The sequence below is a fragment of the Methylobacterium dankookense genome, from assembly GCF_902141855.1.
Classification (GTDB): Bacteria; Pseudomonadota; Alphaproteobacteria; order Rhizobiales; family Beijerinckiaceae; genus Methylobacterium; species Methylobacterium dankookense.
In genome coordinates this window covers 208358-221176 of sequence record NZ_CABFVH010000001.1, presented here as the reverse complement: position 1 = coordinate 221176, position 12819 = coordinate 208358, and the positions used below count along the sequence as shown (strand labels likewise).

Annotated in this window: 14 protein-coding genes; 6 read left to right on the top strand and 8 right to left on the bottom strand. The window is 71.3% G+C overall.

From position 1 onward, the window contains the following. Positions 1 to 22 precede the first annotated feature (22 nt). On the top strand, positions 23 to 271 hold the full coding sequence (locus MTDSW087_RS01140) for a hypothetical protein (protein ID WP_144758987.1): 249 nt from the start codon (positions 23 to 25) through the stop codon (positions 269 to 271). Positions 272 to 323: 52 nt separating this feature from the next. On the opposite strand, the gene MTDSW087_RS01135 is transcribed toward MTDSW087_RS01140, so the two are convergent. The 5 genes from MTDSW087_RS01135 to MTDSW087_RS01115 all read right to left on the bottom strand — a co-directional run bounded on the left by MTDSW087_RS01135 (position 324) and on the right by MTDSW087_RS01115 (position 5040). Continuing rightward, positions 324 to 1031, bottom strand: coding sequence for a glutathione S-transferase (locus MTDSW087_RS01135; protein ID WP_144758984.1), 708 nt, complete (start codon positions 1029 to 1031; stop codon positions 324 to 326). A 73-nt stretch (positions 1032 to 1104) separates the two neighbouring features. Next, positions 1105 to 1527: a hypothetical protein gene (locus MTDSW087_RS01130; RefSeq protein ID WP_144758981.1), complete on the bottom strand. Its 423-nt coding sequence runs from the start codon at positions 1525 to 1527 to the stop codon at positions 1105 to 1107. A 176-nt stretch (positions 1528 to 1703) separates the two neighbouring features. Beyond that, complete coding sequence (locus tag MTDSW087_RS01125) at positions 1704 to 2087, bottom strand: hypothetical protein (protein ID WP_144758978.1); 384 nt, start codon at positions 2085 to 2087, stop codon at positions 1704 to 1706. A gap of 145 nt (positions 2088 to 2232) precedes the next feature. Then, complete coding sequence (locus tag MTDSW087_RS01120; RefSeq protein ID WP_144758975.1) at positions 2233 to 4101, bottom strand: methylmalonyl-CoA mutase subunit beta; 1869 nt, start codon at positions 4099 to 4101, stop codon at positions 2233 to 2235. Between the two features lie 135 nt (positions 4102 to 4236). Beyond that, entirely contained in the window at positions 4237 to 5040 is an 804-nt protein-coding gene (locus MTDSW087_RS01115) for an undecaprenyl-diphosphate phosphatase (RefSeq protein WP_144759487.1), read from the bottom strand. A 236-nt stretch (positions 5041 to 5276) separates the two neighbouring features. On the opposite strand from MTDSW087_RS01115, the gene MTDSW087_RS01110 reads away from it, so the two are divergent. From MTDSW087_RS01110 to MTDSW087_RS01100, 3 genes are read left to right on the top strand one after another with little or no spacing between them, the layout of a single operon-like run. Further along, the gene (locus MTDSW087_RS01110; RefSeq protein ID WP_144758972.1) at positions 5277 to 5969 is read left to right on the top strand and encodes a glutathione S-transferase family protein; all 693 of its coding nucleotides are present in this window, start codon (positions 5277 to 5279) and stop codon (positions 5967 to 5969) included. 38 nt (positions 5970 to 6007) lie between these two features. After that, positions 6008 to 7123, top strand: a complete 1116-nt coding sequence (queG, locus tag MTDSW087_RS01105) for a tRNA epoxyqueuosine(34) reductase QueG (protein WP_144758969.1) — start codon at positions 6008 to 6010, stop codon at positions 7121 to 7123. Beyond that, the gene (locus tag MTDSW087_RS01100) at positions 7120 to 7983 is read left to right on the top strand and encodes an SDR family oxidoreductase (RefSeq protein WP_144758966.1); all 864 of its coding nucleotides are present in this window, start codon (positions 7120 to 7122) and stop codon (positions 7981 to 7983) included. Before queG ends, MTDSW087_RS01100 begins: the two co-directional genes overlap by 4 nt. Positions 7984 to 8138: 155 nt before the next feature. Here MTDSW087_RS01100 and MTDSW087_RS01095 read toward each other — a convergent pair whose 3' ends face one another. The 3 genes from MTDSW087_RS01095 to MTDSW087_RS01085 form a co-directional block, all read right to left on the bottom strand. Next, a complete protein-coding gene (locus MTDSW087_RS01095; RefSeq protein WP_144758963.1) occupies positions 8139 to 8354 on the bottom strand; it encodes a ribbon-helix-helix domain-containing protein in 216 nt (71 codons plus the stop codon). Beyond that, complete coding sequence (olsB, locus tag MTDSW087_RS01090; RefSeq protein WP_144758960.1) at positions 8351 to 9370, bottom strand: l-ornithine N(alpha)-acyltransferase; 1020 nt, start codon at positions 9368 to 9370, stop codon at positions 8351 to 8353. Before olsB ends, MTDSW087_RS01095 begins: the two co-directional genes overlap by 4 nt. A gap of 135 nt (positions 9371 to 9505) precedes the next feature. Then, complete coding sequence (locus MTDSW087_RS01085) at positions 9506 to 9892, bottom strand: DUF2267 domain-containing protein (protein ID WP_144758957.1); 387 nt, start codon at positions 9890 to 9892, stop codon at positions 9506 to 9508. A gap of 180 nt (positions 9893 to 10072) precedes the next feature. On the opposite strand from MTDSW087_RS01085, the gene MTDSW087_RS01080 reads away from it, so the two are divergent. Together MTDSW087_RS01080 and MTDSW087_RS01075 are read left to right on the top strand one after the other, a co-directional pair. Next, positions 10073 to 11608, top strand: a complete 1536-nt coding sequence (locus MTDSW087_RS01080; protein WP_144758954.1) for a helicase HerA-like domain-containing protein — start codon at positions 10073 to 10075, stop codon at positions 11606 to 11608. A gap of 561 nt (positions 11609 to 12169) precedes the next feature. After that, positions 12170 to 12769, top strand: coding sequence for a cysteine hydrolase family protein (locus MTDSW087_RS01075; protein WP_144758951.1), 600 nt, complete (start codon positions 12170 to 12172; stop codon positions 12767 to 12769). Positions 12770 to 12819 lie beyond the last annotated feature (50 nt).

Here is a 12819-nt window from a genome sequence, read left to right as displayed (position 1 = left end):
GATCACGGAATGGAGACGGACCATGCAGACCCGCATCATCACCGGCCTGGCCCTCGGCGCCCTCGGCCTTGCCGCCATCACCACGGCCGCCGAGGCTGGCGGATACCGCGACGCGGCCGCTCGCGCCGCCGCGGTGGAGCGCACCGGCTCGGTCGCGGTGCCCCGCGCCTACACCTCCGGCGGCAGCGCTGCCGTTCTGACGGAGCGCGCCAGCTCCTACGAGAACACGTTGCACCTGTTCGGAGCGCGCACCGACAACGCGCCGTTCTGAGACGCCGCGGCCCCACGGGTCCGGTCCCGCAGGACCGTCCCGTGGGCCCGAATCAGGCTTCGAGTTCCGGATAGCGGCGGAAGATGCCCTGCTCGTTGAAGGGCAGGCGGCGCGGGCTCGCCAGATAGGCGGTGATGCGCGGGCGCTGCCGCACCGAATCGTGCAGGCGCGCGACCTGCGTGAGTTCGCGCAGGACGGCCGCCGTGGTCTTCGGGAAGGCGTAGAGCAGGCCGTCCACGAGCTGGAACAGGGAGAGGTCGGCATAGCTCAGGCGGCCGCCGACGAGATGGGCGCCGCCGGCCCGGCTCAGCACATGCTCGAACCAGGAGAGATATTCCGGGATGCGGTTGCGGCAGAAATCCGCGGCGCGCCGCGCGGCTTCCGGCTTCTGTTCCTCGTAGGTGAGGCTCACCGCGACCGGGTGGTGGGTGTCGTGCGCCTCGGCGACCACGTCGGCGATGGTGAGCTGGATCTGGTGCGTCCAGAGCCGGTCGTCCGGATCCTCGCCGACGAGGCCGAGCTTCGGCCCGAGGTGGAGCAGGATCGCCGCCGTCTGGCCGACGATCAGGTCGCCATCCTTCAGGAATGGGCAGGCGAAGGGCGGGCGCGGCCGGTCCGGATCCTCCAGGATCCGCATCATCGCCGGCACGCCGGCTTCGCGCACGACGTCGACGTAGTCGGCGCCGGCCTCCTCCAGGGCGAGGCGGACGAACTCGCCGCGCCCCTGGATCGTCGGCCAGTAATAGAGCTCGTAGGCCATGGCATCCTCCTCCGCTGACAGGCCGGGGAGGGCGCTCGGGTTCCGAGTCCGTGTTCCGATGGTGCTCCGGCGCTCAGTGCGCCGCTTCGGCCTCGGGCTCGGCCTTCTCGGCGGGCGGCTCGGCGCTCGCCACGGCCTTGCGCTCCAGCATCGGCTGGATGCGGGCGGCAAGCTGCTGGTCGAGATGCTTGGCGTAGGCGCCCTTGAAGTATCGCTCGCCGGTGCCGCGCCCGAAGAGCCGGTCGTGCGCCGTCACCATGGCGTCGACCTCGGGACGGCAGAGGAAACCGATCACGCCGGCGGCCTGGTACCAGCGGCCGGCCCGGGCGTGGTTCATGGCGCCGGGATTTGACATCACCGTCTCGGCGAAGCAATCGGTGGCGGCCTGACGCAGGGGTTCCAGCGTCGCCTCGGCATCCGGCCGCGGGCGCGGACGCGCGTCTGCGGTGGAAACGAGGGCGAGGACGGCCAGGGATCCGAGCAGGGCAGTCTTCATGCGGAGTCTCGAGCGGGGCGCGAACAGGCCCAGTATTCCTCCGCGATTGCGTCGGGAACAGGGCCTCATCGGGGCTTCTCGCCCGTGATGCAGCATTCCGGCCAACGCACCGGATTCCTGTCGCCCGCGGGGCACATCGCCCCGCCGCCCGTCCTCCGAAGCGCGATCGGTGCCGCTCAGCCGCGCCGCTCGGCGTTCCAGCGCCCGCGGCACTGGTTGGAGCCGGAGGCCGTCCAGGTGCCATTGCCGTAGCCACCGGCGGCGAGACGGCCGACGACGTTGGCGCTGCCCAGGCTGTTCGAGATCGTGGCGCGCACCGCCCCGTTCGGCGTGACCCGTCCGCTGATCTGGAAGTCGCCGCCCGGATAGCTCGCCTGCCCCTGCTCGATGCGCACGCCGTAGCGGTAGGCGCGGTCGCAGCTGCCGGATTCGGTGATGACCTCGATGCTCCAGTTGCCGTCGAAGCGATTCGGCACCTGAGCCTTCCGGCTTGCCGCTTCGGCCCCCCCGAGGCTCACGGCGATCAGCGGCAGGGCGGCGAAGAGGGTGAGGGCCTTCATGGCTGGTCTGCTGTCCCGTTACGCTTGGCTCGACCCGGAAACTCGCCAGCGCGGCAACGGTTGCACCGCGAAAACGCGCCGCGCGCCGGGTTGGGGCGTCCTACCTCTCCGACGGAGGGAGAGAGGGTCGCATTGCGCTATGATCTCAGCCCTTCACGGCCCGCCGCAGCGCCTCGTTGAGCAGGGCGAGGAGGTCGCAGCCCGCGAACAGGTAGGCGTGGACGCCGGCCTCCTTGAGCGCGTCGCCGAGATCGCCCGGCTTGCCGGCGAGGTAGATCGTGCCGGCGCCGGCCTCTTTCAGGGCCCGGGCCGCGGCGACCGCGCGCTCGGCGTAGATCGCGTCCGAGGAGCAGAGGCAGGCGAGGGACGCGCCCGATGCCTTGAAGGCCTCCGCCAGGGCCGCATCGTCCGCGAAGCCCTCGGTGCCGAGCGCCTCGACGCCGCCCGCGGCGAAGGCGTTGGCCGCGAAGGTCGCGCGGGTGTTGAAGGCGGAGAGCGGCCCGAGATTGGCCAGGAACACGCCGGGCCGGCGGCCGTCCTTGGCGAGCACCGCATCGGAGGCGTCGCGCAGGGCCTCGAAGGGCTCGGCGAGGCGCTGCGCGGGCAGGGCGTCGCAGGCGACCGCCGCGCCAGCGCCGAAATTCGAGGCCGCCTGCGGCTCGACCGCGGCCACGTCGAGGACCGCCACCGGCTTCTCGGCCAAGAAGGGGAACTCGGTCGCGCCGGTCAGCGCCTCGCGGCGTGTGGCGAGGTTGCGCGCACGCGCCTCGCGCACCGCCTCGATCCGTCGCTGCAGCTTGCCGACGCTGAGCGAGGCGACGATGCCGCCCTCGCGCTCGATCGTCTGGAAGGCGTCCCAGGCCTTCTCGGTTAGCGCGGCGGTGAGCGCCTCGAGGCCGCCCGCGCCGGCCGCCGGATCGGAGACGCGGGCGAGGCCCGATTCCTCCAGCAGGACGATCTGGCTGTTGCGGGCGACGCGCCGGGCGAAGGCATCGGGCAGGCCGAGCGCCTGGGTATAGGGCAGCAGCGCCACCGAATCGGCGCCGCCGAGCCCCGCCGCCGTGGCGGCCATGGCGGTGCGCAGGATGTTCACGAAGGGGTCGCGCCGGGTCATCATCCGCCACGCGCTCTCGGCATGCAGCCGCAGCGGTTTCGGATCGAGCCCGCAGGCCTGCTCCACCCGGGCCCACAGCCGGCGCATGGCGCGGAACTTGGCGATGCCCGTGAACTCGTCGGCATCCGCCGCCAGCAGCACGCCGATCGCGTCGCGGGCGCGGCCGAGGTCGTGGCCCTCGGCCTCCAGGGCGCGCAGATAGGTGACGGCGGTGGCGAGCACGGCAGCGAGCTCGTCCACCTCGCCCGCGCCGCCTTCGTGGTAGGGGCGCCCGTCGGCGAGCAGCGCCCGGCCGGTGAAGCCGGCCTCGTCGAAGGCGCGCAGGGTCGCGCCGAGCCGCGGCACGATGTCGGTCCAAACCGCGCCGAGGCTGCCCGTGCCGGCGAGCCGGCCCACGGGATCGATGCCGAGGTCGATATCGAGGGCCGAGAGGTCGTCGCCGCGCTTGGCCGCCAGCCCTTTGATCAGCTCGGCCGCTTCCAGCGCCTGCCCGCCCGCATCGAGGCGCAGCGCGATCAGCGGCAGCATCACGCCCGCGAGCACGGCGTCGAGCTCGTCCACGCTGGCGGTGGTGAGGCCGTAGCCGCGCGCGGCCGGGGATGCAGAGAAGACGAGGGTCAGCGCATCGGCGCCGCCTTCGAGATCGGCGAGCGCCTGCCGGTTCGCCGCGGTCGCGTCGGGATGGTCGACCCGCTGCGCCACCCGCCAGGGGCCGGGCGCGCGCACTGGCTGCGCGGCCGGCTCGGCGGGGTCGTAGAGCGGGTCGATGCGCAGGCCGTCCGCGGTCTTCGAGACCAGCCGCTTCTCGAAATCCGCGCCCTTCAGCACGCCCTCGACGAGGCCGAGCCAGCGCTCGCGCGTGGCGGGCTCGAAAAGGTCGGCGAGCGGTCTGTCTTCCATGCGCGTAAGCCCTGCGTGTCCTCTGGCCAGCGGTTACACCCGCCCTGTCTTCGTCACTGCCCTGGCACACCCTCTCGGGCGTGGCAATCGGGGCGAAGGTCGAAGCTGGGGCGGGAGGGCCGAGGGCGCCGCGGCTCAGCCGAAGATGATCAGCCCGGCGAAGCCCAGCGAGCCGACGATGATGCGCCACCACGCGAACAGCCAGAAGCCGTGGCGGGCGACGTAGTCGAGCACCGTGCGCACCACGATCAGCGCCGCGATGAAGGCCACCACGAAGCCGATCACGATCAGCCCGACATCGTCGGCGTGCAGGTTCTTGTAGTTGTCGAGCAGGTCCTTGGCGAAGGCGCCGGCCATGGTCGGCATGGCGAGGTAGAACGAGAACTCGGTGGCCGAGCGCTTGTCGGCGCCCATAAGCATGGCGCCGACGATGGTGGCGCCCGAGCGCGAGACGCCGGGGATCATGGCGAGGCACTGGAAGATGCCGATCTTCAGGGCCATCGGCAGGCTGAAATCGTAGACGTCGGTCTTCTTCACCTCGAGCTCGGTGTCGTCGAGGACGAGGAGGACGAGGCCGCCCGCGACCAGCGTCGCGCAGACGATCCACGGGTTGAACAGGTAGGCCTTGATCACCTTCGAGAAGAGGCCGCCGACGATCGCTGCCGGCAGGAAGGCGAGCAGCACCGCCAGCACGAAGCGCCGCGCGTTCGGATCGTTCGGCAGGGCGAGCGCCACGCCCAGCAGCCGCCGGAAATAGACGGCCAGGATCGCCAGGATCGCCCCGAGCTGGATCAGCACCTCGAAGGTGTTGTTGGGTGAGTGGAAGTCGATGAAATGCCCGACGAGGAGCTGGTGCCCGGTGGACGAGACCGGGATGAACTCGGTCGCCCCCTCGACGACGGCGAGCACGACCGCTTTCGCGATGCTCATCGCATCCATCATCATCCACCTCGAATCGTGATTGAGCGGGCCGCGCGACTTCGGCGCGTCTTCGTTTTGTGCGGCGCATGCTGCGCTGCAAGCCTTCGGCCACCGTGGTTGACGGGCGGTTACCGGAGCCGGCGGAGCGTGTTAAGGGGGCGGCAAGGATCGGGCAATATGTCTCAAGGTCGCTCGATTGCGCAAAATTCAGTGCGGGGCTCCCGCGCGGTGTCCCGCCCCCTCGCACGGCCTCGATGGCGACGCTCTATCACTTCCCCTTCTGCGCCAATTCCCGCTTCATCCGGCTCGTGCTGGCCGAGATGGGCATGGAACCGGTCCTCATAGAGGAGAAGCCCTGGGAGCGGCGTGACGACTTCCTGCTGATCAACCCGGCCGGCACCACGCCGGTGATGCTGGAGCAGAGCGGCCTCGTCATCCCCGGCGCCGGGATCATCGCCGAGTATCTCGACGAGACGCGCGGCCTGGGGCTGAGCGGCCGGCGGATGATGCCGGAGGCCACGGCCGAGCGCGTCGAGGTGCGCCGCCTGCTCGACTGGTTCCTCGCGAAGTTCGAGGCCGAGGTAACGGGCTATCTCGTCACGGAGAAGATCGCCAAGCGCTTCATGTCGATGGCCCAGGGCGGCGGCCCGCCGGACATGCACGCGATCCGCGCGGCGCGTACCAATGTGCGCTACCACCTCAAATATATCGGCTACCTCATCGCCCGGCGCCGCTGGATCGCCGGCGACCATCTGACCTATGCCGATCTCGCCGCGGCGGCCCATCTCTCCTGCGTCGACTATCTCGGCGACGTGCCCTGGGACGAGGACGAGACGGCGCGGGACTGGTATGCGCGGGTGAAGTCGCGCCCCTCCTTCCGCAGCCTGCTCGCCGACCGGGTGCCGGGCATGGCGCCGGCGGCGCATTACGCGGACCTGGATTTCTGACCGCACGACGGACCTACGAAGGGGCGGAACTCAGGCGGCTGGTCGAGGACCGGGCCCGCACGCTCGGATTCTGCGCGCTCGCCGTGACCCGGCCGGAAGCGGTGCCGCACCTGCCCGGGCGCCTCGGCGCCTGGCTCGCGGCGGGGGCGCAGGGCGACATGGCCTGGATGGCGGAGCGGGCCGACCAGCGCGCCAGCCCGCCGGAACTCTGGCCCGCGGTGCGCAGCATCCTCGTCCTCGCCATGAGCTACCGGCCGGAGAGCGATCCGCTCGCCTTGCTGGAGGCCCGCGACCGCGGCGCCATCGCGGCCTACGCGCAGCGGCGCGACTACCACGACGTGCTGAAGGGCAAGCTGAAGGAACTCGGCGGCTACCTCTCGGCGAAGGCCGGGCGGCCGGTGAAGGTGTTTGTCGACACCGCGCCCGTGATGGAGAAGCCGCTTGCGGAGGCCGCCGGCCTCGGCTGGCAGGGCAAGCACACGGTGCTGATCTCGCGCGAGCACGGCAACTGGCTGCTCCTCGGCGCGATCTACACCGCGGCCGTGCTCGATCCTGACGCGCCGGGCCGCGACCGCTGCGGCTCCTGCCGGGCCTGCCTCGACATCTGCCCCACCGACGCCTTCCCCGGCCCCTACCGGCTCGATGCGCGGCGCTGCATCTCCTACCTCACCATCGAGCATGCCGGCCCGATCGCCCCGGAATTCCGGGCTCCCATGGGCAACCGCGTCTTCGGCTGCGACGATTGCCTCGCCATCTGCCCCTGGAACAAGTTCGCCCGCGAGGCCGCCGAGACGCGCATGGCTGCGCGCGACGATCTCGCCAGCCCGCCGCTCGCCGAACTCGCCGCCCTTGATGATGCGGGTTTCCGTGCGCGTTTCGCCGGCACGCCGGTCAAGCGGACGGGGCGCGACCGCTTCGTCCGCAACGTGCTCATCGCTATCGGCAATGCCGGCGACCCGGCGCTCTGCGCCGCGGCGCTGGCGCGGCTCGACGATCCCGCGCCGCTGGTGCGGGGCATGGCGGTCTGGGCCGCTTCGCGCTACCTCGGCGCCGAAGCGCTCACCGCGCTGCACGCCCGGCACGGCGCGACTGAGGCCGATCCGCACGTGCGCGCCGAGTGGGACGCGGCCCTGTCTGCGGAGCCTGCGGCATGAACCTGTTCGTCTTCGGCCTCGGCTTCTCGGCCCGGCGCTTTGCGGAAAGCCGGCGCGACCGCTTCGCGGCGGTGCGGGCGACCGTCACCGAGGCGGACAAGGCGCGGGCGCTCGCCGAGGAGACCGGATTCACGGTCCGCGCCTTCGGCCCGGACGGCGCCGATCCGGAGATCACGGCTGATCTCGCCGACACGGACGTGCTCCTCGTCTCCGTGCCGCCCGATGCCGAGGGCGATCCGGTGCTGCGCGCCTATCGCGACGCCATTGCGGGCAGCCGCATCGGCTGGATCGGCTATCTCTCCACCATCGGCGTCTACGGCGACCATGGCGGCGCCTGGATCGACGAGAGCACCGCCCCGGCGCCGCTGAGCGTCCGCTCCAAGCTTCGCCTCGCCGTGGAGACCGCGTGGCTCGATCTCGGGCGCGAGACGGGCAAGGCGGTGCAGATCTTCCGCCTGTCCGGAATCTACGGGCCGGGCCGCAACCCCATTGTGAAGCTGCGCGAGGGTCGCTCGCAGCGCATCGTCAAGGCGGGACAGGTCTTCAACCGGATCCATATCGACGACATCGCCGCGACGCTCGGCGCCTCGATCGACCACCCGCGGTCCGGCGCCGTCTACAACGTCACCGACGACGAGCCGGCGCCGCCGCAGGTGGTGACGGAATACGCGGCCGAGCTGGCTGGCCTTCCGCTGCCACCCGAGGTCGATTTCGAGACCGCCGATCTCAGCCCCATGGCCCGCAGCTTCTACGGCGAGAACAAGCGCGTGCGGAACCGGCTGATACGCGAGGAGCTGGGCGTGGACCTGGCCTTCCCGACCTACCGCGAGGGCTTGGCCGCGCTGAAGGACGAGGGGTAGGGGCAGCGCCCCTGACAATGGCTTGATCCGAGGCCTGCGGCCGAGTGCGACGCGCTCCCTCTCCCGTTCGTGAGAGGGCTGGGGTGAGGGTCAAGAACGCTACGGAGATGTCGCGACGGTGCAGCGGGCCTGTCGGAGTTCGATCCGGACAGCTCTCACCCCTCACCCTGTCCCTCTCCCGAACGGGAGAGGGGACCCGCGTTCCGTTCGGAAGGCGTCGAGTGGTTCGGCAAGCCTGCTCGCGCGCGGGCTTCCGCACGGATCTCCGCCATATCGAGCGGTTCGGGAGGCCCGCTCGCGAGCCCTTCCTGGATCGCTTCGCGCAACGTCTCCAGCTCGGCGGCCTCCCGCTGGTCCGGATCGGCGGTCACGCCGCGTGCCGGTTCGCCGCCGGGCCGAAATGGCCGAGATAGCGCGAGGCGATCGCCTCCACCGGGAGAACCACGAAGACGTCGGTGGTGCCGAACTGGTGATCCACCACGGCGCCGTCACCGAAGGTAGCGCCGACGCGGAGATAGCCCTTGATCAGCGGCGGCAGCGCCTGCAGGGCCGCCTTCATGTCGACCGCGTCGCGGGCGAGGCGGTCCATCGGCACGTGCCGGCCCGGCAGCGCGCGGGCGCACCAGCCCTCCGGCGCGCGGGCATGGTGGTGGAGGAAGCTGAGCGGCAGGGCCAGGCGCTCCGGATCGGTGCCCTCCAGGCTGGCGCAACCGATCAGCGCGTCGATGCGGTGGTGCTGGAGATAGGCGTAGATGCCGGTCCAGAGCAGCTCGACGGTGCGCTTGGTGCGGTAGGGCTTCAGCACGCAGGAGCGGCCGAGCTCCAGGATGCGCTTGCCCGCCTGCGCCGCCAGGATCGGCGCGAGGTCGTACTCGGCCGCCGAGTAGAAGCCGAAATGGCGCTCGGCCACCTCGCCGCGCAGAAGCCGGTAGGTGCCCACCACCTTCGGCCGCGCCTTGCGGAAGGGCTTGGCCTCCACCGCGGCATGGTCGATGACGAGGAGATGGTCGCAGAGGGCGTCGTACTCGTCGGCGTCGCGGCGGGAGAAGGCGGCCATGCCGGTCGGGATCGCCGACATCTCCTCGTAGAACACGCCGTAGCGCAGGCGCTGGGCGCGCCGCACCTCGGACTTCTTCACCGCGAGCCGCACCTCCAGCGTGCCGAGCCGGCCGAGGCTCGGGCCCAGGCCCGGCGTGGCGAGCGGCGCCTTGAAGCGCTCGGGAAAGCGGATCGGGGTGGCACCCGGCGGCACGAGGCTGCGGCCGCCGAAGCCCGGCAGGCCCGCCTCGGCGCTCTTGCGCTTCAGCTTGGCGATCGGCTCGGCAACGCCGCGGTTCCAGCCGCTCGCCCAGGCCGCGCCGGCCCCACGCGTGAAGTTCGCGACCATCGTCGAAAGCCTGCCCTCAAGGCCCCCGGCCGCCATCCCCGGGATGGCGAGATCCGCGCCTCGTGAGCCTACTCAAGATCACGAAGCGCGAACGGTTTTATGACACTCGGCCGCCGGAAAGACGGCCGACCCGCCTCACACGAACTGGTTGAGGCCCGGGATCGAGCCGACGATCGGGCCCATCACGTCCTCGCCCGCCTTCTCGCGGCCCACGGTGAACAGCTCCTGGCCGAGCGGCTGCATCTGGCCCATCGGCACGCCGGCCGACATCAGCTTCTGGCCGAGCGCCATCACGCCGCCGCCCATCATGCCGCCGAGCATGCCCATCAGGCCGCCGCCGCCCTCGGCCGCGTTCGATTCGGCGACGAGCGCCTCGGAGCCGGGCAGCGCGGCCATGAGCTGGCTCACCTCGGTGGCCGGCCCCTCCTTCTGCAGGAAGGCGAGGATGTGCCCGATCGCGGTCTGCGCCGTGGCGGCGTCGAGACCGGTGCGGCTGGTCACGCGGGCGATCAGTTCTTCCATGGGATCCGGCTTTCGCGAGAACGTGAGATCCTGCGGTCATTCGGGCCTGACGCCCCGGAAATCAAGACGGGCCGCGTCTGGAAAACGTTACGCCGCACCGGCATAACCGTGACTGAGATGCGCTTCGGGGCCGGACCGGTTCCCCCGCCGGCTCGGGCGCGCGAATTCGGGATTCGGGCGATGGCGGACGACGGCACCCTCCTGGTCGGCAAGAGCACCGGGCCGAATCCGAAGCCGGAGGTGCTGACGCTGCGCCTCGCCAACCGGCACGGCCTGGTGGCCGGGGCCACCGGCACCGGCAAGACCGTGACGCTGCAGGTCCTGGCCGAGGGCTTCTCCAATGCCGGCGTCCCGGTCTTCGCCGCCGACATCAAGGGCGACCTCTCGGGGATCGCGGCGGCCGGCGAGGCGAAGCCGGTCTTCGTGAAGCGCGCCGAGGAACTCGGGATCGCCTACGAGCCCGACCGCTTCCCCACCGTGTTCTGGGACCTGTTCGGCGAGCAGGGCCACCCGATCCGCTGCACCGTGACCGAGATGGGCCCGCTGCTGCTCGCGCGCCTGCTCGAACTCAACGACACCCAGGAGGGCGTGCTCAACATCGCCTTCCGCGTCGCCGACCAGAACCAGTGGCCGGTGATCGACCTGAAGGACCTGCGCGCGCTGCTCGCCTTCTGCTCGGAGAACCTGAAGGAGATCTCGGGCACCTACGGCAACGTCTCGGCCGCGAGCGTCGGCGCGATCCAGCGCCAGCTCCTGGTGCTGGAGAACCAGGGCGCCGACAGGTTCTTCGGCGAGCCGGCGCTGAACCTCGACGACTTCATGCGCAAGGACCGCGAGGGGCGGGGCTTCGTCAACATCCTGGCCGCCGACAAGCTCATGCAGCGGCCGAAGCTCTACGCCTCCTTCCTGCTGTGGATGCTCTCCGAGCTGTTCGAGCACCTGCCCGAGGTCGGCGATCTCGACCGGCAAAAGCTGGTCTTCTTCTTCGACGAGGCGCATCTCCTGTTCAACGACGCGCCGAAATCGCTCCTCGACGCGGTCGAGCAGGTGGTGCGGTTGATCCGCTCGAAGGGCGTCGGCGTCTATTTCGTGACGCAGAACCCCCTCGACGTGCCGGAGACGGTGCTCGGCCAGCTCGGCAACCGCGTGCAGCACGGGTTGCGCGCCTTCACCCCCCGCGACCAGCGCGCGGTGCGCGCCGCCGCCGAGACCTTCCGCCAGAATCCGGGCTTCGACGTCGCGCGGGCGATCACGGAACTCGGCGTCGGCGAGGCCCTGGTGAGCTTTCTGGAGGCCAAGGGCACGCCCTCGGTGGTGGAGCGGGCGCTGATCGCCCCGCCGCAGGGCCGAGTCGGGCCGCTCACCCCGGAGGAGCGCGCCCAGATCATCGCCCAGAGCCCCCTGCGCGGCCGCTACGACGAGACGGTCGACAACGAGAGCGCCTACGAGATGCTGGCCAAGCGCAAGGGCCTCGACAGCGCCCCCGCCGAGGCCGCCGGCCAGAGCGAGGGCGGCCTCGGCGGCCTGCTCGGGGGCATCCTCGGCAACGTCATGGGCGGCGGGGCGGCGGCGCAGGGCCGCACCGGCCGCCGGCCGCCGCCGAGCCTCGTGGAGCAGGTGGTCTCGAACGCCGCCCGCTCCATGGCCCGCAGCGTCGGCAAGCAGGTGGGAGATGCCATCCTGCGCAACGTGCTCGGTGGGTTGATGAAGAAGTGAAGGCGCGGAAAAAGGCACCGGCGCTTACGGATGGACAGGAAGCCGCGATCCAGGCCGCAATCGCTCGGGATCCCGATGCGGCTGAAGCGACGGACGAGCAACTCCTTCAGATGCGTCCTGCATCGGAGGTTGTGCCCCGTCATCTCTACGCGGCCCTGGTCCAGGGCGATCCCCTCTCCCCGCGCGCGGGGAGAGGCCGGAGTACCGGGCCGAGTCCGACGACGTGTCGAACCCCTCATCCCCGCGCGCGGGGAGAGGCCCGCAGGCACCTTGTCGTGCCTGCGGGAAGCGGAGGCGAAGCCGGAGCGGCGGTAAGGGGGCGGCTCAGGAATGGGCTCTGCCTGAATCGCCCCCTCACCGTCGCCTGCCGGCTCGCCACGCTCCCCGACAAGGGGGAGACGTGGCCCTCTCCCCGCGGGCGGGGAGAGGGGATCCGCGAGTCCGATGGACCTCAGAATGCGGAAGCGCTGGGGCCTATCCCCCCAAAGGCGAAGCCCCCGCCCGGTTGAGTTTCCGCGCCCGCTCGCCCACCCTCCGCGCGAACCTGGGAGGATGACGATCATGGCGGACCTCAAGACCCTGCGCGGCCTGTCCGGCCTCGGCACCGAGCCGGCGCCGCTGAAGGGCTCGGCGCTCCTGATGATCGACCTGCAGGAGACCTACCGCGACGGAATCATGCGGCTCGAGAATGTCGAACCGGCGATCCGCGAGGCCGCCGAGCTGCTGGAGCGGGCGCGGGCGGCCGGCATCCCGGTCTTCCACGTCCAGCACGATGCCGGGCCGGGCACGCCCTACGACGTCGCGGCGGCGATCGGCCAGATCAGCCCGGAGGTGGCGCCGCGGGACGGCGAGGCGGTGATCACCAAGAACTACCCGAGCGCCTTCGTCGGCACGGATCTGGAGGAGCGCCTGCGCGGGGCGAACGTGCAGGACGTGATCGTGGCGGGCTTCATGACGCATATGTGCGTCAACTCCACCGCCCGCTCGGCCTTCAGCCTCGGCTTCCGCCCGACCGTGGTGGCGGCGGCCACCGCGACCCGCGCCCTGCCGGCGCCGGACGGCTCGGTGGTGCCGGCCGCCGCGCTCCAGGCGGCGAGCCTCGCGGCCCTGGCCGACCTGTTCGCGGTGGTCGCGCCCCGCGGGCAGGACATAGCGGGCTGACCGAATCCGGCAGGAACCTCGGCGGCTCGGGGGTGTTCCGGCTCGGGGAC